The following is a 24606-nucleotide window of genomic DNA, read 5'->3' on the forward strand; positions in this document are numbered from 1 at the left end:
AGGATTGCAAGAATGAATGGGCCGTGCGGTCGGAGACAAAAGTGAGCGAATTCCCGCCTTTCCGGCTCGACCGGGCCAACCAGTGTGTCTGGCAAGCGACGCCGGATGGGGGCCAATCCCGGCTCAATCTCAGGCCTCGTGCGTACGACATGCTGCAGTACCTGATCGACAACGCCGGCCGCCTCGTGACGCACGACGAGTTTCTCGACGCGCTTTGGCAAAACGTCACAGTGCAACCGGAAGTGCTGAAGGGGCACATGCTGTCCATACGCGCCGCACTCGGCGACGATCCGGCCAACCCCCGCTTTATCGAAACGCTGCGCGGCCGCGGCTACCGTTTCATCGCCCCGCTGCTGGCCCGCACGCCGGTCAACGCCACGGACGATGTCGAGAGACCGGCTGACGGTACTTTCGTCGGACGCACGCCGCAGTTGAACAAGCTCAAAACGCTTTTCGACGAGGCTTGCGCAGGCGAATCGCGGATTGTGTTCGTCGCCGGCGAACCGGGCATCGGCAAGACCACGCTCGTCAATCAGTTCCTCGAATCGCTCGACGGCCGTGGCGACGTGCTGACTTCGCTCGGGCGCTGCGTGGAGGGCTACGGCGGCACCGAGCCGTATTACCCCGTGCTCGAAGCGCTGGCTCAACTGGTGCGCGGCGACGCGGGCGCCGCCATCATGCGCAGCCTGATTTCGATCGCGCCCACCTGGGCCGCGCAGCTTCCCGGCTCGGTGCCGGAGCGGCATCGCGCGCAGTTGCAGCGGCAGCTGGTCGGCGCGGTCAGCGGCCGCATGCTGCGCGAGATCTGCGAGTTCTTCGCCGCGCTCTCGGCGCAAACGCCGCTCGCCCTCGTCTTCGAAGACCTTCATTGGTCGGATTATTCGACGGTCGACATGCTCTCTACGCTCGCCCGTCATCGCACCCACGCACGCCTGATGGTCGTGGTCACCTATCGCCCCGAAGATGCGGAGTTCGCTCAGCATCCTCTGTGCCGCCTGAACCACGACCTCGGTTTGCAGAAGCTTTGCCACGACATCGTGCTCGAGCCGCTGACCGAAAACGCCATTGCCGAATACCTTGAAGGCAAGGCGCAGAACGCTCGCGAAAACGGCCTGGCACAACTCGTCTGCGAGCACTCCGGCGGGAATCCCCTCTTTATGGTGGCGACGCTCGATCATCTGGTCGCACAGGGCATCGCGCAGTCCACCCCCGAGGGGTGGAAGCTGCATCTGTCTCCGTCGGAAGTGCGGCTTGAAGTGCCGCTGACTCTGAGCCAGGTTATCGAGCATCGCATCCAGCGGCTGACGGGCAATCAACAGCGCGTGCTGGAAGCCGCCAGTGTGGCGGGACTCAGCTTCGATGCCACGCTTGTCGCGCCGGCGGCCCAGTTGAGCCAGGAAAGCATCGAGGAGACGTGCGAAGCGCTGTGCCGCCAGGAGAGCTTCATCCGCCGCGAAGCGCCTGCGCCGCTCGAGCGCATGATCACGGCACGGACCTACGCATTCCGCCACACGATGTACCGGCAGACCTTCTACGAGCGTCAGGGCGCGTTGCGTACCGCTCATTCGCATCTGCGGATTGCCGAGGAGCTCGAAGCGCGCAGCGCGCCGGAAGAGCACGGCAGCGTCGCGGCGGAGTTGGCCCAGCACTTCGCGGCAGCCAAGCAATGGTCGCGCGCGCTGGGGTATCTGCGGATCGCGATCCAGACCGCGAAGAAGCGTCTCGCATACAACGACGCACTCGCCATCCTCGATCGCGCCATGATGCTGGCCGCCAACTTGCCGAACGAGGCACGCGCAGCGGCCGAGGCCGAGTTCCTCGAGGGACGTGCGTCGGTCTTTACCGCGGCGCATGACCGGCGCGCGCTCGAGACCTGCGAACAACTGGCTAGGCGTGCCGCGCAACTCGGTCTGATCGATATCCAGAGCCGCGCCTTACTGAGCCTCGCCTACGCCTATAGCTGGCGCGATCAGCTGCGCAGCAGTCGGATCATCGACGAAGCGCTGGTGCTGAGCGAACGCCAGACCAACCTGCAACAGCAGGCGCGCACCCGCATCAGTTGTTACGTCTGGAGAATGTGGGTGCGCGGCTGGCGTGCCGACGACATCCGTCAGTGCGAAGCTGCGCTGGAACCCCTGGGCAATGGCGACGATCCGTTCACGACCGCCTGGTCGCAATGCGAATACAGCATGGTCATGATGGTGTCCGCGCGGTATCAGCAGGCCCAGGACAACATTCTCGCGAACTACCAGTTCCTCGTCGACAACGACGAGAACCGGCCCGAGTTCAACATGGCTCGCGCCACCTGGATGGTCAATCTCGGTGTGCCCTGGACGCTGCTATATCTGGGCGAGCTTGGGCGCGCACATCAGGAGTTCGACCGGGCGATTGCCATGTATGCCACTAATGGCAATCAGTACGGTGCCGATACGCTGACGCTGTATCGCTGCTGGGTGCAATTCCATGCGCTGGACTTCGACGCCATGCTCGAGTCCTGCAGCCAGGTTCTCGCGGAAACGCTGGCCGGGACCGCGGTGCGCCGCTCGACCCTTCCCGCGGAACAACGGCTCGCCATCCTCCTGAAGGGACTGGCCTATCTTGGCCTCGGCGACACCTGCACGGCGCGCGTGCATCTGGCCGACGTGATGCAGCGCATGGATAACGAGCCGGTGATTTTCGACTGGTACTGGCGACTTGCGCTCGAATGGGGTCTCGCGAGCCTTGCCCTGATGCAGGGCGATCTGGACGAAGCGATGACGCACGCCGCGCGTCTGGTGAAGGCGGCGAGCGGCACGGAAGAGCGCACCTGGCAGGGTTTGTCGTGGGAGATTCAGGCACGCGTCGCGCTGCGCTTTGGTGCGGTGGCGGACGCTGTGCGGTATGTGGAAAAAGCGCTCGTTGCCACGCAGCATTTCCAGACTCCGCTCGCGGACTGGCGCATCCATCGCACGGCAAGCGAGGCCTATCGCCTGAGCGGCGATGCGCAAACGGCTGAGCGTCACGCCGAATTCGCAGTTGCCAAAAAAGCGGCGCTCGCGGCAAGTTTGCCCACCGGGCATCGTCTGCGGGCCACGCTCGACGCCGGGGATTAGCCCTCGACCGGCTCCGCGAGCCGCCGGCCGAAACCCGCGTCTTGCGGGATCGAGCCGGCCAGACGGACACGCAATTCGACGTAGCGCTGCTGTGCCGCTGCCATACGCTGCATGTCGCCGCGCGCTTCGTGCAGCGACGCAGCGGTGCGCTGCAAACGCCAGTCCGCGAGCGACGTCTCGAAACCTTCGGTCACCGAAAACGCGGCGTCCAGCTGGACCTTGGCGTTCTGCAAATGGCCCTCCCCCAACGATGCGCGCGCCATGGTTTCCCACGCGAGCGCCTGCCAGGTCCGTTCTTCGGTGGCAAGCGCGCGTTCGAGAAAGCGGCGGGCACGATATTGCGCCGCGTCGTAGTCGCCTTGCGCTATCGCGAGGTCGGCGCATCCCCATTCGAGCAGGAGTCGCCAGTACCAGTCGAACATGATCGGTTCGCGCTCCATCTGCTGTTCCGCTTCGGCAAAACGCGCTGCGGCAGCGGCGTTTTCGCCAAGCCCAGCGTGAGCCAGCCCGGCGAGAATGGTCCAGACGCGCTGCTGGGGCGGCAGGAATGCGGCACGCTGGCGGGCTTCGTCGTCGGACCCGGGCCGATCCGCCGCCTGCCTGAACTGACGGTCGAGTTCGAGGACGGTTTCGAAGTCCATCGTATGGACCAGCAGCCATCCGCGATAGACCTGCAGGGTGCGCGCCGCGAAGTAATTGCCGTTGTCGTGATACTGCCGGATGCCATGGTCGAATTCGTCGAGCGAGCGGCCCAGTTCGCCAAGCGACAGGTACGCCCACGGCACGCCCAGACGCACCATCCACATTGGGCGTGAGATATCGAAACACGGGTGACTCGCGGCATGGTCGTACAACACCCGATAGCTCGCCTGCGTGGTCTGCAGCGCTTTGCGGTACTGCGTCGACACCATCATCAGCATGCAGTGCTCCATTTGCGCTTGCGCGATGGACACCGGATCGCCTACCTCGCGCACGGTCGCGAGCGCGTCGCTGAATTGCTGCGCATCGTCCGTGTTCCAGCCTTGCGTCCAGATCCGCCGCACATTGCACGCGATCTGCGTCGACGCGCTAACGCTCCGGTCCGGATAGGACGCACTGAGCCTGAGCGCATCGTCGAGGCATTCCACCGAGCGAGCCTGATCGTCCCAGCTCAGCACGTACGAGAGGCCGAGCAGCGCGCGCAGTTGCACTTCGATCTTGCCGAGCCGCGTCGACTGTTCGTGCAGCGCGCGGTATGCGTCGATTGCCTGCCGGTCATGGGCGGCCGCATAGAGCGCCGCGCGCGCTTCGACGAATTCGACGCGCCGCAACGCGCGCAAGTCGGCCGGCAGGCGTGCGAGCAGCGTATCGGCCTGATCGAGTGCGGCTAGCGCTTCCCGATAGGCACAGCGAACCTTGGCGGTTTGCAAGGCGGTGCGTACATAGTCGAGCGCCTTGTCCCATTGCTGCGCATCGGCAAAGTGCCAGCAGAGCTCCGCCGAGAGACTGCCGCGTTGCCCCACCGGAAACAGCGTCTCGAGACGCTCGCCAATCAGCCGGTGCGACCTGGAGCGCCGCGTTAGTCCCTGACGGTCGTAGAAGACGCTGCGAACCAGCGCATGCGTAAAGCTGAACGATTGTGCGCTGGCGCCGTCGGGCAAGCTCTGGACGCCGGCGCGGCGAATGAACTGGCCCTGGCGAGCAAGGCTGTCGCACAGATCCTCGAACGCCTCGATGCTCATCGCAGCCGCTTCGGCCGTTGTTGCCGGCGCAAACGTCAGTCCCGCCACGCTCGCCGCCTCGAGCATGCGTTGCGCCCTGGCAGCCAGCCGCCGGATACGCATTTCGATGACCTGCACGATGGTGCGCGGAAGCGCCTCGCGCAACTGCGCGGCGCTCGCCGTCTGATGCCAGCCGTCAACCGTCCTGATCGCCAGGCCATGCTCGTACAGATGCTCGAGAATCGCCTGCATGAACAGCGGATTGCCCCCCGAGCGTTCGGCGACCAGATGCGCCAACTCCTCGTCGAGCGGGTTCAGGCTCGCGCCATGCATGAGCCAGGCGCCGACCGAGTCGGGCTTGAGCGGGGCAAGCTCGATCACCTCACACGCTCTGCGAAGCAATAGCGTGTGATTGAGCTTCATCACCGGATGCCGGACGGACGAGGCGTCGTCGCTACGGTAAACGGCCACGATCATGAGCCGCAGCGGTCCCTCGAGCTGGGCAAGCGCGGACAGCATGTCGATGGTCGAAAAGTCCGCCCAGTGCAGATCGTCCAGCACGAGCAACAGCGGGCGTTCTCTCGCCAGCGTCTGCAGCAGGTCGCAGATTTCGCGCATCATGCGCTCGCGCCCGGCGCCGAGTGTCCGGGCGAGCAACGAATCGAGGATATCCGCCGGCACGCACGACGGCATCAGGATGGCCCAGGTGGGCGCGATCGAGACGAGCGCCGTCTTGACCTGCTCGCCGCCTGCTCCGCGGCAGAGGCGGCCGAGCGCTTCGAGCACCGGATAATAAGGTTCGGTGCCGCCATAGCCTTCGACGCACCCACCTCCCATCACCCGCGTGTCGCCCTGGCTTGCCGCAGCGAGGAACTCGTCGACGAGCGCCGTCTTGCCGATACCCGCCTCGCCCGTGACAAACACGATCTGCCGCGAGCCGGCCTCGGCACGCCGGTGTGCCGCCAGCAAGGCATCGAGCTGCGGCGTGCGGCCCACGAAGCGCTCCGCCCTGCGTGCAAAGAAGCCTGACTCGCCGCCGACGGCGAGATTGCCGACCGGCGCGATAAAGCGATAGCCCTGCCCGCGATGCGTTTCAACATAGCGCGGCTGACTGGCATCGTCACCCAGGGCGCGACGGATTGCAGCGACATGTCCCTTGAGCACTTCGGGCTGCACATGCACGTCGGGCCACACGGCTTCGAGCAGCGCATAGAACGACATCAGCTGCTGCGCATGTTCCACCAGATGCCGCAACACAGCGAAGGTCTTGGGCGGGAGGTCGATACGGGTAGCGGCCTGCGCCGGATCCAGCCGCCACAGACATTGACTGGACAAGTCGAGCTGAAAGCCGGGAAACTGGAGCGACGTGTGGATACGCGAGTCGGGGTTCAAGCCGGAAAAGTCCTCGGAATCTGGATCAGGCCAAGGCGGGTGGCGAGTGTGACCGCTTCGGTCCGGTTTCTGACCGACAGCTTCGTATAGAGATGCTTCGCGTGCGATTTTACGGTCTCAGGCGCGATGCACAACTGAACCGCGATCTGCTTGTTGGACAGACCTCGCCCCATCAGGTCGACGATCAGACGCTCGCGCTCGCTCAGTGCCGCGGCTGCGTTCGGGCGTCGCGCCGCGAATGGCTCAATCGCCTGGCGCGCGCCGCGTTGCCGGTGCACCAGCAGCAGCCCCGCGTAAGGCAGCAGTTCGCCCGCCTCGTGCACGGAGGCGATCCGCCGTTGCACGATCGCCTCGATCAGCTCCGCGACGCGCACGCTGCAATCGACGAGCGTCTGATGCAGACCAACCGATGGCGCGAGCTTGAGCAGATTGACCAGCACCTCGACGGCTTCGCCGCGTTGCCCCGTCACGAGCAAGGCCTCGACAAGCAGGAGCGCAACGGGTACCGCCGCATAGAGACTGCCGCGCCGTACCGTGTCGAAATGAGCCTGCTGCAATGACGCGACATCGACGGTACCTGGCGAGCGGGCCAAAGCGACGTGCGCCCGTGCGAGGGTATGAAAACGCGCGATTTCGAGGGCCGCGCTGCTGCCGCTGGTGCTCGCGGCCCGCTTTTCACGTGTGAGCGCGGCGAGACGCTCCAGACATTGCTCGGCCTGCTCGAGGCGCCCGTTCCCGGCTTCGATTTCGACCTGGTACGCGAGGCTCGCTGCCCGCAACCGGGGCCAGCCACGCCGCGCACCGAGCGCCTCGGCCTCACTGAGAATCACGAGCGCCCGGCCGGCTTGCCCCCGGTTCCTGGCGATGCGCGCGAGCAGCACATGCGCGCGCAGTGCGCCTTCGAACGTACTGCGTTCGCGGATATTGGCTATCCGTGCGGCGATCAGCGCCTCGGCTTCGTCCACCTGCCCCTGCTCGTAGAGCACTTGCGCGATGATGGACGCCGGAAACGCATCGGCCGGAAGCTGTCTGCCGAGCAGGCGCCGCCCCGTTTCGAGCGCGTCGGCAGCCAGCAGGCGTGCCGCGTTGAAGCGCATCTGATCGAAGGCGACGGCGGCATCCAAGGCCAGATCGAACAGCGCGGAGAGCGCCTGCATCGGGCCCGGCCGCGCGTCCAGCCTGACGCGCTCCACCGCGTAAAAGCTCTCCAGATCGCCGCGCCGCCAGTACACACAGCGGCACACTGTCAATGCGACTTGCTCCGTCGGCGCGCTTGCGCCAAGCGCAAGCGCGGACAACGCAGCCGGCAACGCGGCCACCTCATCGTCCTGGAACACGAGCGCCACAGCCCGCAGCGCCGCAATTTCGCCGTGAAGCGTTTTCGTCACCGTCACCGATAGCCGGCTCGCCTGCTGCTCGATCAGCTCCGCGATGGCCAGCGCCTCGCGCGAATCGAAGCGCATGATGGCTTGCCACGCCCGTTCGATATCGAGTCTGATGTGCGCGAAGCCGTCGCCGATCCGGTCGCCGCCAGCGCGCGGAATCTGCAGGGCGGCCGCGCTGCCGCTAACGACCGGCAGAGATCCCGAGGCGGCGCTGGGACGCTGCGCGCCAGATTCGGGCGATACGTACGGAATCGCCCCACTTCGCTGTGTTCGTCCAGTCTTGGAAAAGCTTTCGTATGCAACAACGACATCGTTCATTTCAGGCTCCGTAGGGACACCAGATCGTCGCAACCGCACAACGAGGGAAGATGCGGCCAAGACTAAACCGGGCACCGCTACGAAGCGTGATGATTCGGTTATTTTTCGGTAATGGCCGGGTCGTCAAGAGGCCTATACGGAAGTTAGATGGACAACGTGGCAGGAAATGAACGTGTGACGCCGCTATTCGTATGCGGGAATGCCGCTATCAGGGAACGTCCCGTTGAGCGGCGTGGCCGGGCGAATCGTCCGGCAACCTGGCACCGCGCATGCGCGCCCGCCAGGCGTTCGGCGGCTCGCCAATCATGCGCTTGAAGACCGCGGTGAAATGAGCATGCGAGCTGAAGCCGCAACTGAGCGCCACGTTCAGCACGCTGAATTCCGACGAGCGCAGCAGCATCTGCGCATGTTCGAGCCGACGTCTTAGCAGGTAAGTGTGCGGCGAATAGCCGGTTGTCGAGCGAAACTGGGCCGCGAAATGCATGCGCGTGAGTCCCGTACTGGCGGCCACCTCGGCGAGGCCAATCGGGTTGGCGAGATTGGCCTCGATGAAATCGATCGCCCGGCGCAGACGCCATCTCGGCAGCGACGCGCCCCGCGCGACCGGCCACGCCGCCATGACGTCGGTGCGCCTCGCCAGCAGGCGGGCCACGATTGCATCGCAAATGCTGTCCGCATACATGCGGCCGAAGGTATCGGCGAGCGGATTGGCGTCCTGCAGCGCGAGCGCCAGCCGTTCAACCGCGACATCCCGAAAGATCCGCGGATCCTGGTCCGCGAGATCGGGACGCACGAGCTGGCCTGCGGCTTCGTCATAGCGCCGCGACAACAGGTCCGGCGAAATGAACAGATGTATCACGCGGCACGGCGAGGCATAAAAGGCTTTGACGCTTTCGCCGGGCTTCGTGATCTGGATCGAACCGGGCATCACCGGTCCGTCGCAGATAATCTTGCCGTCGTGCTGGAATTTCAGCGTGGTGGCGCTCAGGGCAATGCCGACCGTATAGAAGCGTTCATCGCCGACGCTCGACACTTCGCGCGGCTCGCCCGCGGGGACGTCCTCGCTCCAGCTGCCGGCGAGGATGCGATCCGCCGCCGCGGCATCGACTGCGGAAAACGGCGGACAGCGCCAACGCTCCTCGACCTGCACGACCGAACTCTCGTTCGCCCACAAGTTTGCACCGAACCCGCCTGCCGCATCCGGACAGGCCGCCCGGAGAACGCTCGACGCGTCCTGTGACTGTCTGGACATGATGTCACTCCGTTTTCATTGGTGAGCATCATGCGTGAGACTGGCGCTCCTCCGGTATCCCCCCAATGGGTGAAACCGCACTGCACGAGCGTGTCCGTGTTCTCTCAGGTCCGCGTGCCGCGCCGCGGTTTGATGGCACCGGCGGGATGATTCTTGGCGATGGTCGAGCGCAGCGCCGAGTAGGCGGGGGCCACCATCGGATAGTTGGCCGGCAGCCCCCATTTCGCCCGATACTGGTCTGGGGTCATGCCGTAGCGGTGTTGAAGATGGCGTTTGAGCGACTTCAGCTTGCGGCCGTCCTCCAGGCAGATCAGGTACTCGTCGTGGATCGATTCGCCGATCGGGACCGCTGCCTCGGCATGCGGACCTGCGTCCTCGCAAGGATCGCGCAACGCGGCCAGCGCGGCATGGGTACTCGAAATGAAGGCGGGCAGATCGGCCGCGGGCAGCGGATTGCACGAGACAAAGCTCGCCACGATCTCGGCGGTCAGTTCGATCAGATGGGGGCGCTCCGTCACGGGCGGCCTCGCGAGCTCAAAGGCCCTGCGTTACTGGGATTGCCCGAAAGCGGCAGGCGGATTCGCACGGCACCATAAGCTTGTCTCGCTCTCAGGTGGGATACCTGATCAAAGTAGTGGCGCGACCTGAACGGGTCAATCCCCCGAATGGGGGCAAACCTGCGCGCCGGGTTAGAGATGCATTCCATGGAGCGCCTGCATACCGCGTGCGAGCCAGGCGGCGAGGCCGTGCGGCGTTGGCGGTACGTCCCTGGGTGGTTCCATTAACGCCTGTCCGCGGCGTTCACGCTCCGCGAGTTTTGCGGCCAGTACATGCGTCAGTTCGGGATGCCGTTTGAGCAACGCGGCAATCGCCGCTCCCGGCAGTTCATAAACAATTGCGTAGGTCTTCGCCGAGATTTCCGCGCCAACCGCCACGCCCGCGATGGGTCCGCTCTCGCCGAAGTATTCGCACGGTGAAAAGCGCATGACGTCCACGGTCCCGCCGTCGAGCCGGGTGGATGCATTGATCACACCATAGCCGATGAGCGTAATCGCTGACGGCACGTCGCCGGCCTGCAGCAGCACGTCGCCAGGCGCAAGTTCGCGAACCTGCAGGACGCTCGCGAGCTGTTCCTTTTCTTCACGCGACAGCAGGCCGAAGATGCCGATGCTCTCGACGAGGCGCCGCCCGACCGAGCGCTCGCCCGAAGCGTCCGCGTCGTTCGCTGGCGTGTGGAACAGCGACAGCGCTTCCAGATGCCGGTGCGCGGCGTCGAAAAAGACGTTGAGCGTGTCGTCGCTGCTGCGATCGCTCGAGACGAAGAACGTCACTTCGTAGTCGGTCGCCTGCCAGCCGACCGTCTTCGTGACGATGTTCGCCGGCAGCGCAGCGTCGATGCCGATGCACGAGTCGATTGCCAGCCGCAGCGCCGACACCACCGACGACGGACGATGCACGGGATCCGCCTGAAACCGGACCACGGTCGCGTGCGTCCCAGCCGGGACACTCGCGTTGACGACCTTCGATTTCGCGATCGCCGAGTTCGGCACGACGATCAGATCATGGTTGCTCTTGAGCACGTGTGTCGCGCGCCACGTCACTTCGCGCACCGAGCCTTCCGAGCCGTCGTCGAGCACGATCCGGTCGCCGACGCGATACGGCGCCGTCGCATTGATGACAAAGCCGGAGAACAGGTCGGCCAATGTGCTTTGCAACGCCAGCCCCAGCACGATCGCGACGGCGCCCGATGTGGCCAGCACGCCCTTGAGCGGAATGTCGAACACATCGGCAACGATGGCGACCGCCGCGGTCAGATACGCCACGACCTCGGCGACATCGAGCGTAAAGCGCTCCTGGCGCGTGCGGTCGTTGATCGTGTAGTAGAGCCGCACCACCGCCATGATCGTGGATGCCGCCAGCAGCCACCAGGCGATCTGCACCGCCCCGCGCGCAAAGCGGTACTCGGCGGAGGCGCCGAGATCGGGCGTCTGCGTCGGCGTCACACCCGCGTGCAGCATCGCGATCGTCAGCGCGGCAAATGCAAGGCAGCGCAACGTGGTGCGCGGCATCGCGAAGCGCATGCGTGCGCAGCACAGCAATACGATGAAATTGAGCGCGACCGCGGCGACCGGAAGCAACAAGGGCGCGAGCGGCTGCGGCAGCATCTAGTTCGCTCCGCTGGCCGCTAATGGTGGCACCGGCGGCCGGCTCGGCAGGTCGTCGCTGCGATAGCCGCCGCCCAGCGCCCGCGTCAGCACGATTTCCGCTTCGAGCTCGTCGCCGTTGAGCTGTAGCAGCGCGAGCTGCCCTTGTATCACCGGAGCCTTCGCCTGGATCGACGCGGTGCGGTCGGCAAGACCGCGCTCGTACTGCGCCTCGGTGCTGTCGCTCGTGACGCGCAGCGCGTCGATCCGCTCGTGCTGCAGTTGCGCGCGATGATCGAGATCGTCGATCTGACTGCCCGTTTGCGCCACATCGCGAACTGCATCGAGCACCGCTTCGTTGTACTGCTCGATCAGCGTGTTGCTGGCCGTGCGTGCGCCATGCAAGCTCGCATTCAGACGACCGCCGTCGAAGATCGGCAGATACAGCCCGGGAATGATATTGATCTGCTCAGCCGTATGCGTAAACAGATCCCGCATCCGTAGCGCGTTGAAACCGAAGAACGCCGTGATGTCGAAGCTCGGGTAAAACGCCGCTCTGGATGAATCGATACGGTCGAACGATGCGTCGACGAGCCAGCGCATTGCCTGCAGGTCGGGCCGGCGGGCGAGCAGCTCGAAGGACAGCGTGGCCGGCAGGCCGGCCGAGGGCGCGGGCAATGCCACCGGCGTGATTTGCGGCAGGTCGTCCGGTCCCGCACCGAGTACTGCGCGCAAGGCCTCGCGAGTCTGAACGATCTGTTCCTGCGCCGAAGCGATCTGCTGGTCGATCGCGAGCAGTTGCGAGCGTGCCTCGGCCGACTGCGTAACCGCCGCCAGCCCTCGTTCGTGACGCGCGGTCTGGGTGTCCAGTTCGAGCGCCTCGACGCTGCGCAATTGCTGCAGCAGGTCAAGGCTCGCGTAGACGATCTGGATCTGGTAGTAAAGTTGCGCGACGCCGGTCGACACCTCCAGCTCGGCCTGCGCTGCCTCGGCACGCCGTGCGTTCTGCTCGCCGAGCGCCGCACGCACGAGGTCGCGTTGCTTGCCCCATACATCGATATCGTAGTGAGCATCCACGCCGACCAACCCGGTCCAGTACCACGGACCGTACGCGCCGATGGCAGGATCCTTCGAAGCATAGGCGCTGAGGAATCCATGGCCGGATACGTGCTCGCGATCCGCCTCGGCGATCGCGGAGATCTGCAGATCGCTCCCGGCGCGAACCAGTTCTACCTGGGCGTGGGCCTGCGACACATGCTCACGGGCGATAGCCAGCGTCGGCGCATGACTGAGGCCGCGCTCGATCAGCGCTTCGAGTTGCGGGTCGTGATAGTGCTCCCACCAGCGAGCAGAGGGCCAGCCTTCGCTCGCGAGGTGAATATCGTCGGCGAGGCGGATCTGGTCCTGTGGGATGAGCGTCGCCGGCGGGCTATCGTGATGAATCATCGCGCAGGCTGCCAGCCCCGCACAGACTGGCAGCAGCACCAGCCAACGCTGCACGAAGCGCGGCAACCCATGGCGGGCACCTGTGCCACGCGCGGTCTGCATCAACGGGTTTTGATCGTCGCGCATCGCGCTATCCCTGTCCGGCAACAGCCGGCAATGCTAAAGGCAGTTCATCGGTCGACCATTGCGGCAGGCCCGACAACGCAGTATCGATGCGTGCGGCCCACTCCAGCAGCGCGTTGGCAGGCGCGCCTCCCTCTTCACCTGCCGCCGCCGCGGCCACCCTTGTCAAATCGAGTGGCAGCGGCGGCACAGCGAGTGGCGGCTCGCCCGACAATTGCTGCGCATATCGCTCAAGCGACTCTGCCAGGTTTCGCTGCAATGCGCCGCACGCTTGCCTCAAACCCGCACCCGACACATTAGTGCGTCGCGCGTCGAAATTTGCCTCGATATGGAACGCGTCGCTCGCCAGCAGAATCGAGCGGCTCTGCGCGAGCACCGTTTGCGCGAGAAGCGTGACGCGGGCCGTTTCGCCCTCGCGCCAGTCGGGCTCGAGCGCAACCCGTGCGAGCATTGCTTCGCAATCGGCCAGCATGACCCAGGCGGTCGACGCGGATTGCGATTCTGCCGCCGGAGCGTCGCTTTCGACCACTTGTGCATGATTGCGAGCAACCCCTACGATCGCGCGCAGAACCTTGGCGAGTTGCAGCCGCAGCGAGTCGGCCTCGCCTTCCGGCCATAGCGACATCTGCATGAAAGTCGCAACCCCCACGCCGAGCAGAATCCCCACCAGCCGGTCGCGAATCTCGGTGAGATCGGACGGCGGCGCGAACTGCTCCAGCAGGGCGAGCGAGAAGGTGAACATGATCTGCAGGCCGGCGTAGCTGATCCTCTCGGAACCGGCCGACACCCATGCGCCCAGCGCGATCACCGGCAGACTCATCAGCAGCAGGCCCGTCACGCTTTCCAGATGCGGGATGACGAACGCAACCGCGAACAGTGCAAGACCGCTTGCAATCAGCGCGCCGCTGATGCGCAGCACGCCGTGCCGGGTCGATGCGCCGAGGCTAGGCAACGCGACGATGAGACAGGTCAGCATGATCGTGTGAATGCCGGGCCAGTTCACCGCGTTGTAGAACACATAGCAGATCAGTACCGACATCAGTGTGCGAAGCGCGAAGCGGGCGTAGAGCGGATTTGTAAAGGCATCTGCCGGCAACATCGCGGGGGCGGCGGGCGGCGGCGCGCTGGCGTGCAATTCCTGGCTGGCGGCGGCATCGGCGAGGGTTTCAATGGCTCGCTGCATCGCAGCGACTGCGGGAATCGACGGCCCCTCTTCCTCGCTGCCCGCAGCGGCTGCGCGCGGCAATGGCAAGCCTTCGGAAATCGCGGCATCGAGCGCCGCGACTTCGCCCCGAACGCGGCGGATAGCTGCAATCCCAGCCGCAGTGGACGGTTGCGCCGTGACAGGCAATCCCGCCGCTGCTTCGTACAGCCGCGACACGGCGGTCACACAGGCCAGCATCGCTGCGGCCGCAGGTCCGCTGTAGCGTTTGCGCATCGTGGAGAAGCGCATGAGTTTCTGCAACGACAACGCGCCCTGCTGCAGATCGTTCGTATTGAGCGCGACTGGCACCTCAGCGGGATCGACCAGCGCGGCGAGACGCGACTGCACTGCGCCAAGTTGCCGGTGCATGGCGGCCCGCAATTGCCGCTCAGGCTCGGCGGGCAGCAGGATCGTATTGAGGATCAGGGCCACGGCAACCGGATAGTTGACTGCCGACCATACCCACAGACAGGCGCGTACCAATGCTTCAGCGTTATCGGTTCGATCGGCGAAGCTCTGCGCATAGATGACGATCAACGCGGTGACAAAGAAAACCAGGCCGAACTTCGTGACGGCCCGCAGCAGATACGTGCAGCAAAAAAATACCGCGCTCGCGACGGCGATGCGCAGCAGCGGGTAATCGAAGGTCAACATGAACACCACGATCGCGCTGGCGATCGCACAGGTCGAGCCAATCACGATGTTCAGCGCGATCACGCGCGACAACACCACGTTCGACTGTGTGACGAAGAACACGACGATCAGCGACAGCGCCAGCTCGGGTACCTGCAGCGTCATCGACGTGACGATCACAATCGCGCTACCCAGCACGCAACGCATCATGACATTGCCGCGACCGGGAAACGCCGCCAGTTCACGCCGCAGAAACGCCGCGAAACGCGCCAGCGGGCGCGGCCACGCGAGCTCGCGCCGCGAGCCGGTCACCGTGCTCATGACTGTGCTCCGCTGGCGGCGGCCGTGTCGTGCGCGGGATCGTGCGTTGCATCTTGCGCATGAACACGCAACACCGCTACCGCCGACGTGCCGATACGGAACAGCCGCGGATCCGGATGATCGATCACGATCTTCACAGGAAAACGCTGCGCGACATGGACCCAGTTGATACTGCGCTGGATATTCGGCAAGCCGTTCGCCGTGGCGCCGCCGTCCTGCGGATCGACGCCGTAGCCGATCGAATCCACCGCGCCGCTGAAGCGAATCCCGGTGTCGCTCATCAGGTAGACCGTCGCGGGTGTGCCGGGGTGGATATTGCCGAGTTCGTTCTCGCGGAAATTCGCAATCACGTACCAGTGTCGTGTATCGATCAGTGTGAACACCGGCTTTTGTGCGGAGACGAACTGCCCGACCGATGTGGTCAGCTGCACGACGCGGCCGTCGAATGGCGCCCGTACCGTGGCGTACTCGAGATTGAGCTGCGCCGACGCAATTTCGGCCTGCAACACCGAGCGTTGCGCCACCAGCGCGTCGACGCTGCTGACGGCGGCCTGCGCTTCGCGTTCCTGAGATTCGGCCGCCGCCAGTTCCGCGAGCGCGGAGCGCTGTGCGGTGCGTGCGCGATCGAGGTCGTCGGCGGAAATGTAGCCCTTGCCGATCAGCGGCGCCATTCTGGCGAGCGTGTCGCTTGCCTGGTTCGCCGCGGCCTGGGCACGCACGACCGCCGACTTCGCCGCGGCAGCAGCGAAGGTCTGCGCGTTCACGCTGCGCTGGGTCAACGGAATCTGCGCATCGAGTTGCGCAAGCGAGGCCTGTGCCCGCGCCAACGTGTATTGATACGGACGCGGGTCGATCTGGAACAGCAGATCGCCCTGCTTGACCTGCTGATTGTCGCGCACGGCCAGGTTGACGATCTTGCCGCTCACTTCCGGCGACACGCCGATGGTGTCCGCATAGGCATAGGCGTCGTCGGTGCGCGGCACCGTGTCGACGCGCCAGATCGCCGCGATGGCGGCAGCCACCACCAGCACGATCAGCAGGATCGCCGGCCAGGTGCGGGGTCGAGGCTTCGTTGTACCGGAGCCGTTTGGCGCGGTCGGATTAGAACTCATATTTCGCACCGTGTGTCACAGATTGAAGCCAATGGCCCAGAGCACAATCGAAAAGAGCACCGTCAGCGCGGGATAGACGATCGCCGGGGGCGTAAGCCAGCTACCGTAGCCATTGCGGTACGACAACACATGCACGACGGCCGTCAGCACCGTGCCTCCGATCACGCAGAACAGCCAGTCCGGAAAATACGCTCCGAGAATCCCCACCGACGGCGAGCCCGAGCATGCCGTCAGCAGCACGCACATCAGGAGGCTCAAGGCTGCCTCGCACCGGCGGCGTGCCGGCCCCTTCTGCAGGCGTGCGTCTTCCGCTGTAGCGGTGCTGGAGGGCGGCTTCGGCACGTGCGGCCCAGGTGTAGCGCAGCGCACGCGTGAACCGGTACGGGTAGCCAGCATCAGCGTGTCAGATTCACTTTCGCCAGATCGATCAGCGACTTGCCGCGGCCGTCCAGCACTGACTTCATCATGAAGAGCCCGAAATGCCACGCTTCGTCGATCGTCGTCTTGGGCGGCATGATGAGTTCCTCGCGCGCGCTGACCACATCGACCAGCGCCGGACCATCGTGCGCGAACGCTGCAGCGAGTCCCGCTTCGAGGTCCTGCGGCTTCTCGACGCGAATGCCCTTCACGCCGATCGCTTCGGCCATCTTCGCGAAGTTGGGGTTGATCAGCTCGGTGCCGGTGTCGATGAAGCCCGACGCGCGCATTTCGATTTCGACGAAGCCGAGCGTGCCGTTGTTCAGGACCACGACCTTCACGGGCAAGCCGGCCTGAACCAGCGTGAGGAATTCGCCCATCATCATCGCGAAGCCGCCGTCACCGGACATCGACACGACCTGGCGGCCCGGACATGCTGCCTGGGCGCCGATCGCATGCAGCAGCGCGTTGGCCATCGAGCCATGGTTAAACGAGCCGATCAGCCTGCGCTTGCCGTTCAGCTTCAGATAGCGCGCGGTCCATGCGATCGGTGTGCCGACGTCGCAGGTGAAAATCGCATCATCCGCCGCGAGCTGGCTGACCAGACGCGTGACGTATTGAGGATGAATCGTCGTGCTCGACGGATTGCTTTCCGCAAGCGAATCCAGATCCCTGCGTGCGGTGGCGTAGTGTTCGAGCGCGCTCTCGAGATGCGAGGTATCGGTCTTTTCGTTGAGCACGGGCAGCAACGCGGCGAGCGTGTCCTTCACCGTGCCGAGCAGACCGAGATCGAGCGAGCAGCGATTGCCGAGCGCTTCGGGGCGCACGTCGATCTGGGCGATCCTGGCGTTGTCCGGATAGAACTGCCGGTACGGAAAGTCCGTGCCCAGCAGCAGGAGCATGTCGCACGCCTTCATCGCAGCATAGCCCGAGGCGAAGCCGACCATGCCGGTCATGCCGACGTCGTACGGATTGTCGTGCTCGATGTACTCCTTGCCGCGCAGCGAATGCACGATCGGCGCCTTGAGGCGCCTGGCCAGTTCCACGACTTCGTCATGCGCACCCGCGCAGCCGGCGCCGCACATCAGCGTGATCTTCGATGCCGAGTGCAACATGCCCGCGAGGCAGGCGATGTCGTCGTCGTTCGGGCGCAGCACCGGCGCCGAGGTGGGCACCACCCAGGCCGGCACTTCAGCGATCGAAGGCGACAGCGCGACGTTGCCCGGAATCACGACGACGGCGACGCCGCGGCGTGCCACCGCGACCCGCATCGCGCGGGTCAGGATCTGCGGCAGTTGCTCGGCGTTCGACACCAGTTCGACGTAGTGGCTGCACTCCTTGAAAAGGCTCTCCGGATGCGTCGCCTGGAAGTAGTCGATGCCGATCTCGCTGCTCGGGATATGTGCGGCGATCGCCAGCACGGGTACACCACTGCGCTGGCAGTCGAACAGCCCGTTGATCAGATGCAGATTGCCCGGTCCGCAACTGCCCGCGCATACCGCGAGCTGCCCGGTCAGATGCGCCTCGGCACCGGCGGCAAACGCCGCGCCTTCCTCGTGCCGGACGTGAATCCAGTCGATCTTGCCACGCCGCCGCAGCGAGTCGGAGATGCCGTTCAATGAATCTCCAACGACGCCAAAAATACGCTTGACGCCAGCATGCTCAAGCGTGGTGACCAGGTAGTCAGCTGCGGTAGTCATGCGGTACCTCCGTACGGACAGGTGAGTGCGAGTGAGCCGGTGGACCGGGAACTGAGGCCGGCATGCCGCGTGCGTCTGGTGATAGTGCCGCGCCGCGCCTGCCGGCGCTGTTCAAATCGCACGGGCTGCTTGCGATTTAGCACGGTGTGCAATCCGGGCTCTGGCGTGTATCGGCCGTAGGTTCGCCGCGTTGTCCGTCCATCGCCCACGTGGCCCGTAACAATCCTCTGGCCGTTACGTAGCGGCAGCCTTTGATGTCCGTTGCGCCGCCGCTGTTGCATTGCCTCGGAAGTCCCGTCCCACAAGGCTTTGCGCCCTGCTCCCCGCCATCGAAGATCACCCTTCATTCACATGGCACGATCCCTGCAGTACAGCCTGTAGAGACGGACGCCGGCGTGGTTTTCTCCCGCGTTCATCGACTAGAAACCAGGCCGTACCAGGGCCGCAACGTCCACGGGGACCACGATGATCGACGACCTTTTGCTCGATTCCGACCTTGCCGAACCGGCGAGCGATATTCATCCGGACTTCGCGCAACGCCACCCATTGCAGATTGCGGTGTGCCTTCGCAAGCTCGTATCAGGCGGGGACTTTGTCACGGCGGAATTCGATGGACGGCAGATCGTCACGCAGGTGCTCGCGGTCGACTCGCGCAACGGCCGTTTTATTTTCGATGCCGGTAGCGTCGCCGCCGACAACCGCAGCTTGCCGGGTGCGAAGAAGCTGATGTTCCGCAGCTTGCCCGGCGGTATTCGGGTCGAGTTCGCCACGGACGCGGCCGAGGCAATCGTCTTCGAAGGACGGCTTGCTTTCGAAGCGCCGTTCCCTGCACTCCTCTACTACGTCCAGCGTCGTGAATATTTCCGCGTGCAGACGCCCGCACTCGATCCGTATGTCGTCAGCGGACGTTACGCGGACGGCGATTCGTTCAAGGTGGAGATGCAGGATCTGTCGCTGGGTGGGGTTGCGCTGCGCACCGCGAATGCGCGTTTCGGCACGCTCGACGCAGGCTGCGTCTTGACGGATGTCACATTGCAGCTTGGCGACTTCGGTACGCTCAGGCTCGATCTGGAAATTGTCGCGCCCAGGCACTTTACGAGTACCAGCGGCGAGCGGCGCTTCGTGATGGGCTGCAGGTTTGCCGGGTTACCCGGGCCTGCCGAACGGATGCTTCAGCGCGTCATTACGCAGCTTGAAACGCGGCGCCAGGCGCTGGTGCCGCGCGAGTGAGCGCGGCACCATTCGACGGTATTGTCGCAGGGATTATTGCGGGTTAACCTTGTGCGGCCTGGTCGCCTTCTCGAGCTTGTTGTACTGGAATTCAGGCAGGTTTTTCAAGGCTTCTTTGGTGGCGCCCGCCAGATAGAGATTGCCGTTGCGGATGTCGAAGCGGTCGATCGGAATGGCCACGTAATGGATACCCATGCCGAGGAAGCCACCCACCGATAGCACCGCGTACGTCGCCTTGCGATCGGGCGCAATGATCAGGTCATAGATTTTGCCGATATTGTCATTGGCATCGTTGTAGACCGGTTCGTCGACCAGCGCCTTACGTACGCTCCAGCCGTGCAGCAGACCATTGGTTTCCTCCACCGAGCCGCCGAGCGGTTGAACGCCGGCAATCTGCGCCTGCGCGAGCGGCACTGCGCAACAGGTGAATACGAGCGCGCCGGCGCATACGAGTGTCTTTGCTTTCATCTTCATATCCTTAATCTGGGTCAAAGGCGTTTCGCCAACAGGCGAATTACCGGGTAGCACACGCCATGCCCACGCCTCATGCGGCGGCCGTTGCCGGCGCCGCGCACGCCGATCGGCCGCGCCGGGTAAGATGGCAAACGCGATGACAAACGCAATGACGACCGCAATGACAAGCGCGATGGCGCCGCCCGCTTCCCTTCCCCTGAACTGAACACCACCGATACCGATACCGATGCGCGTTCGCGATGAATGCCCTGCTCCGGCGCTTGAATGCCGACGATTGAGCAAAGCCTACGGGACCGCCCGCGTGGTCCTCGCACAGCTCGACTTTATGCTCGACCCTGGCGAATTCGTAGCGATCATGGGCGACTCGGGGGTCGGCAAATCGACGCTGCTCAACCTGATCGCAGGGCTCGACGTGCCCGATAGCGGCGAGGTCCTCATCGATGGCACGCTGGTCTCGGGCCTCGACGACGATGCAGCGACCCGCCTGCGCCGGCAAAAGCTCGGCTTCGTTTTCCAGGCATTTCATGTGCTGCCGCATCTGACGCTCGCGCAAAACGTCGCCTTGCCGCTGCTGCTCAACAATTTGCCGCCGGCCCATGCTGTTGAAATGCTGGCTGCAGTCGGCCTCGCTGGACGCGGCGACGATTTCCCGCGGCAGTTGTCCGGCGGCGAACTGCAGCGGGTGGCGATCGCCCGCGCGCTGGTGCATCGTCCGCGGCTGATTCTGGCGGATGAGCCCACCGGCAATCTCGACCCGGATACGGCTCACGAAGTGCTCGCCCTGTTTCGCGCCGAAGCCAAGGCGAACGGTGCGGCAACCATGATGGTGACGCACTCCGTCGCGGCCGCGGCCGTCGCGGACCGCGTGCTGATCCTCAGTGAGGGCGGCCTGCATCCCGCTGGGCATGCCGACGTGCAGCAGGTTCGTTCGTCTCATGAGTGACGCCTTGCGGCCGGAGTCTGCGCCCGTGAGCGGCAGTCGGCGGCTCGCCCGTTGGCTGCTCGAAGCGGAGTGGCGCAGTCAGCGCGGGCGCGCGATTGTCGCCGTCATGACGATCGCGCTGGGTGTGGCGCTCGGTTACGCCGTGCAGCTGATCAACAGCGCGGCGTTCAACGAATTCTCGGCAGCGGCCCGGAGCCTGTCCGGCCAGGCTGACCTGCAGGTGCGGGGCGCGCAGCCTACTTTCGATGAGTCGTGGTACCCGCGGCTTGCCGATGAACCCGGCGTCGCGCTCGCCAGCCCCGTCCTCGAACTGGACGCGACCGTGCCTGGCCAGAATGCACCGCTCAAGGTGCTGGGCATCGACGTTTTCAAAGCCAGCCAGATCGCGCCGGACCTGGTCGGGGTGCCTGCGTCGCAGCGTCCCATGGATACCCTCGCCGACGACACCCTCTTTCTTTCGCCAGCGGCCCAGCAATGGCTAAACACCGTGACCGGCCAGCACATCTCCCTGTTGAGCGGCACAGCCAGTGTGCCGTTCCGCGTCGCAGGCGGTCTCGTCAGAGCCAGGCCGGGTCAGCGCATTGCCGTGATGGATATCGCCGCCGCGCAGTGGCGTTTCGGCAGGCTCGGGAAGTTGTCGCGGGTCGACCTTGAACTCGAGCGCGGCGTCGACCGCGAACGCTTCAGACGCGAACTGCAGGCGCGGTTGGGCAATCAACTGGTTGTGTCCGAACCGCATGACGTCGAAAGCCGGACCGACCGTCTGTCACGTGCGTACCGTATCAACATGAATGTGCTGGCGCTGGTGGCGCTGTTCACCGGGGCATTTCTGGTGTTCTCGACCCAGGCGTTGAGTGTCGTGCGGCGCCGATCGCAACTGGCCATGCTGCGGGTGCTCGGCTTTACGCGCGGGCAGTTGCTGCGGCAGATCCTGATGGAAGGCGCCGTTCTTGGCGTGCTTGGATCAATTGCGGGCCTTGCGCTCGGTTACGCGTTGGCAAGCGTCGCGTTGCGGTTTTTCGGCAGCGATCTGGGTGGCGGTTATTTCCCAGGCGTTCGGCCTGGTGTCAGTTTCGAACCGATCGCGACAGCGATTTTTCTCGCCTTGGGAATTGGAGTCTCCGTGCTTGGCAGTTTCGCGCCTGCGCTCGAGGCAGCACGTGCCCGACCGGCTGCCGCCCTCAAGGCCGGCAGTGAAGAAGGCGCGTTGGCGCGGCTCGCCACGCCGTGGCCTGCGCTCGGCTGCCTCGCGCTGGCGGGGGTGTTCACGCAGATGCCGCCCGTTTTCGAGGCGCCGGTTCTTGGCTACCTCGCGGTCGCGCTTCTGCTCGTAGGTGGCATTGCGTTGATGCCGCGCTGCACGGCCGTGTTGTTCACGGCCCTCGGTCGTTCGCGCGTGGGACGTCAGGCGAAAACCACCAGCGCGCTGTCGCTGGCACGGCTTGCCAATGCGCCCGGACAAGCGTCGGTGGCGATGAGCGGCGTGCTCTCGAGCTTCGCGCTGATCGTCGCAATGGCGATCATGGTGGCGAGCTTCCGCGTTTCCGTCGACGAATGGCTCGAACATCTGCTGTCCGCCAACCTGTATGTGCGAGTTGCGCCGAACGGCGACACCGGTGTGCTGAACCTCGCCGATCAGGCAAGCATCGCGGCAACAGCCGGCGTGAAGACCGCGGCATTTACGCGTGCGTCGCAACTCACGCTCGATCCCGCACGTCCCGCAATCGTTCTTCTCGCCCGCGAAATCGACGCAGCCGACCCCGGCGCCAGTCTGCAAATGTCCGGGCCCGTGCTGCTTCCATCCGCACTGCATGGCGAGAAGCCGGTTTGGGTGTCCGAGGCCATGGTCGATCTGTATGGCTACCGGCTCGGCGAACATGTCGAATTGCCGGTCGGGCAGCACAACGAGGCGTTCGTCGTGGCCGGCGTGTGGCGCGACTATGTGCGTCAGACCGGCGCGATCGAGTTGCGGCTGGCCGACTATCGGCGCCTGACTCACGACACCGGCGCCACCGATGTGGCGATCACTGTCGCGCCGGGCGCCGACATCGATCGGGTCATCGCCGCGCTGCGCGCACTGCCGTTCGGCGACGCGCTGCAGTTCGCGCAACCCGGCGAGATTCGCGCCCGCTCGCTGACCGTCTTCGACCGCAGCTTTGCCGTCACGTATCTGCTCGAAGCGGTCGCCATCGTCATCGGGCTGTTCGGTGTTGCGGCGACGTTCTCCGCGCAAACGCTGGCCCGCTCGCGCGAGTTCGGCATGCTGCGCCACGTCGGCGTGACGCGCGCGCAGATCATCGCCATCCTCGCCAAGGAGGGCGGCATGCTGACGGCGCTTGGCATCGCGATGGGCTTTGTCCTCGGCTTTGCCATCAGCCTGATTCTCGTGTTCGTGGTCAACCCGCAGTCGTTTCACTGGAGCATGTCGTTGCACATGCCGTGGTTCGTCTTGAGCATGGTGGCTGCGGTGATGCTGGTCGCTTCGTGCGCAACCGCCGTGGTGGCGGGACGCCGGGCAGTCTCCGTCGATGCGGTCCGCGCCGTAAAGGAGGATTGGTGATGCGGCACAGAGTCCGAACCGTGTCGGGTATTGCGTTGTTCATGTTCTTTCTCGGCATAACGATTGCCATGCCCACGATAGCCGCGTCACCCGGGTTCGCCGCGGTCACGCCCGGTCACGCGCTGGCGTTTCCAGCGGATACCGGCGCGCATCCCTCGTTTCAGACCGAATGGTGGTACGCCACCGGCTGGCTCGACACACCGGACGGCAAACCGTTAGGTTTCCAGATTACTTTCTTCCGCTCGGCCACCGGTGACGACGCGGCGGATCCGAGCGCATTCGCGCCTTCACAGCTGATCATCGCGCACGCCGCGCTGAGCGATCCGGCTTTCGGCACGCTCGTACATGACCAGAAAATCGCCCGGCAGGGTTTCGGCCTCGCCTATGCCAAAACCGGCAATACCGACGTCAAGCTCGACACATGGAGCATGGTGCGCGCGACCGACGGCCGCTACCTGGTGCATGCCGAAACCCGCGAGTTTGCGCTGAACCTGTCGTTCACGCCGACGCAGCCACTGCTGCTGCAGGGGGACCACGGCTACTCGCAAAAAGGCCCGCTTCAGAGCGAAGCCAGTTACTACTACAGCGAGCCGCAGCTGCGCGTCAGCGGCAGCGTCTCGCGGCCCTCGCACCCGACGGGCCGCTCAGGCACACCCACGTCAGTAAGCGGCGTGGCATGGCTCGATCACGAATGGTCCAGCACGATCCTGAGCCCCGATGCGGCTGGGTGGGACTGGCTCGGTGCCAACCTCGCTGATGGCTCTGCGTTGATGGCGTTCAAGGTGCGCGGCCGCAATGGCGGGTCCGTCTGGGCGCACGCGGTGCTGCGCGACGCAAGCGGCAAGCTCACCACGTTCGACCCGGCGCAGGTCGATTTCGTCCCGCAGAGAACGTGGCGCTCGCCGCGCACGAATACGCTTTATCCGGTGGCCGAAACCGTCAAGACCGGCACGCTCACGTGGCAGCTCGAACCCTTGCTGGACGATCAGGAAATGGACGCCCGCGACTCGACCGGCTCTGCTTACTGGGAAGGTGCGGTGACTTTGAAGCGCGGCGGCGCAAACGTGGGCCGGGGCTATCTGGAGCTGACCGGCTATCAGAAGCCGTTTGAACTTCAGAACCCGACGAAGGCTGCGCGGTAGTGCTACTCTTTGCCGTTG

The 24606-nt window shown here is 64.9% G+C and carries 16 protein-coding genes; 5 read left to right on the forward strand and 11 right to left on the reverse strand.

What is annotated here, in order from left to right; genetic code table 11:
* Positions 1-41: 41 nt before the first annotated feature.
* Positions 42-3092 (forward strand): AAA family ATPase, encoded by a 3051-nt coding sequence (locus P3T24_RS05200; protein WP_429432923.1) that lies wholly within the window; start codon positions 42-44, stop codon positions 3090-3092.
* Here P3T24_RS05200 and P3T24_RS05205 read toward each other — a convergent pair.
* From P3T24_RS05205 to poxB, 10 genes are all read right to left on the reverse strand, one after another.
* On the reverse strand, positions 3089-6184 hold the full coding sequence (locus tag P3T24_RS05205; RefSeq protein WP_429432925.1) for an ATP-binding protein: 3096 nt from the start codon (positions 6182-6184) through the stop codon (positions 3089-3091). The genes P3T24_RS05200 and P3T24_RS05205 overlap by 4 nt on opposite strands.
* Positions 6181-7887 carry a LuxR C-terminal-related transcriptional regulator gene (locus P3T24_RS05210; protein WP_429432927.1) on the reverse strand — a complete coding sequence of 569 codons (1707 nt, stop codon included), beginning with the start codon at positions 7885-7887 and terminating at the stop codon, positions 6181-6183. The genes P3T24_RS05205 and P3T24_RS05210 overlap by 4 nt, the downstream gene beginning before the upstream one ends.
* Positions 7888-8095: 208 nt before the next feature.
* Complete coding sequence (locus P3T24_RS05215) at positions 8096-9139, reverse strand: helix-turn-helix domain-containing protein (protein ID WP_429432929.1); 1044 nt, start codon at positions 9137-9139, stop codon at positions 8096-8098.
* Positions 9140-9243: 104 nt separating this feature from the next.
* The gene (locus P3T24_RS05220; RefSeq protein WP_074268415.1) at positions 9244-9657 is read right to left on the reverse strand and encodes a MucR family transcriptional regulator; all 414 of its coding nucleotides are present in this window, start codon (positions 9655-9657) and stop codon (positions 9244-9246) included.
* Between the two features lie 171 nt (positions 9658-9828).
* On the reverse strand, positions 9829-11304 hold the full coding sequence (locus P3T24_RS05225; RefSeq protein ID WP_429432931.1) for a mechanosensitive ion channel domain-containing protein: 1476 nt from the start codon (positions 11302-11304) through the stop codon (positions 9829-9831).
* A complete protein-coding gene (locus tag P3T24_RS05230; RefSeq protein ID WP_429432933.1) occupies positions 11305-12855 on the reverse strand; it encodes an MdtP family multidrug efflux transporter outer membrane subunit in 1551 nt (516 codons plus the stop codon).
* Between the two features lie 4 nt (positions 12856-12859).
* The gene (locus P3T24_RS05235) at positions 12860-15010 is read right to left on the reverse strand and encodes an FUSC family protein (protein WP_429288824.1); all 2151 of its coding nucleotides are present in this window, start codon (positions 15008-15010) and stop codon (positions 12860-12862) included.
* Complete coding sequence (gene mdtN, locus P3T24_RS05240) at positions 15007-16122, reverse strand: multidrug transporter subunit MdtN (RefSeq protein ID WP_429432935.1); 1116 nt, start codon at positions 16120-16122, stop codon at positions 15007-15009. Before mdtN ends, P3T24_RS05235 begins: the two co-directional genes overlap by 4 nt.
* Before the next feature lie 15 nt (positions 16123-16137).
* Positions 16138-16518 carry a YtcA family lipoprotein gene (locus P3T24_RS05245; protein WP_429432937.1) on the reverse strand — a complete coding sequence of 127 codons (381 nt, stop codon included), beginning with the start codon at positions 16516-16518 and terminating at the stop codon, positions 16138-16140.
* Entirely contained in the window at positions 16518-18239 is a 1722-nt protein-coding gene (gene poxB / locus P3T24_RS05250) for a ubiquinone-dependent pyruvate dehydrogenase (protein WP_429409589.1), read from the reverse strand. Before poxB ends, P3T24_RS05245 begins: the two co-directional genes overlap by 1 nt.
* A gap of 465 nt (positions 18240-18704) precedes the next feature.
* Between poxB and P3T24_RS05255 the strand changes: the two genes are divergently transcribed.
* Positions 18705-19469, forward strand: a complete 765-nt coding sequence (locus tag P3T24_RS05255; RefSeq protein WP_429409588.1) for a flagellar brake protein — start codon at positions 18705-18707, stop codon at positions 19467-19469.
* Positions 19470-19502: 33 nt separating this feature from the next.
* Here P3T24_RS05255 and P3T24_RS05260 read toward each other — a convergent pair whose 3' ends face one another.
* Positions 19503-19937, reverse strand: a complete 435-nt coding sequence (locus P3T24_RS05260; RefSeq protein ID WP_429409587.1) for a PRC-barrel domain-containing protein — start codon at positions 19935-19937, stop codon at positions 19503-19505.
* A 232-nt stretch (positions 19938-20169) separates the two neighbouring features.
* On the opposite strand from P3T24_RS05260, the gene P3T24_RS05265 reads away from it, so the two are divergent.
* From P3T24_RS05265 to P3T24_RS05275, 3 genes are read left to right on the forward strand one after another with little or no spacing between them, the layout of a single operon-like run.
* Positions 20170-20886, forward strand: coding sequence for an ABC transporter ATP-binding protein (locus P3T24_RS05265; protein ID WP_429432939.1), 717 nt, complete (start codon positions 20170-20172; stop codon positions 20884-20886).
* Positions 20879-23446 (forward strand): FtsX-like permease family protein, encoded by a 2568-nt coding sequence (locus tag P3T24_RS05270; RefSeq protein ID WP_429432941.1) that lies wholly within the window; start codon positions 20879-20881, stop codon positions 23444-23446. Before P3T24_RS05265 ends, P3T24_RS05270 begins: the two co-directional genes overlap by 8 nt.
* Positions 23446-24588, forward strand: a complete 1143-nt coding sequence (locus tag P3T24_RS05275) for a lipocalin-like domain-containing protein (protein WP_429432943.1) — start codon at positions 23446-23448, stop codon at positions 24586-24588. The genes P3T24_RS05270 and P3T24_RS05275 overlap by 1 nt, the downstream gene beginning before the upstream one ends.
* The last annotated feature ends 18 nt before the right edge of the window (positions 24589-24606 follow it).

It is taken from the genome of Paraburkholderia sp. GAS33 (genome assembly GCF_050436645.1).
In the GTDB taxonomy this organism is placed as follows: Bacteria; Pseudomonadota; Gammaproteobacteria; order Burkholderiales; family Burkholderiaceae; genus Paraburkholderia; species Paraburkholderia phenazinium_B.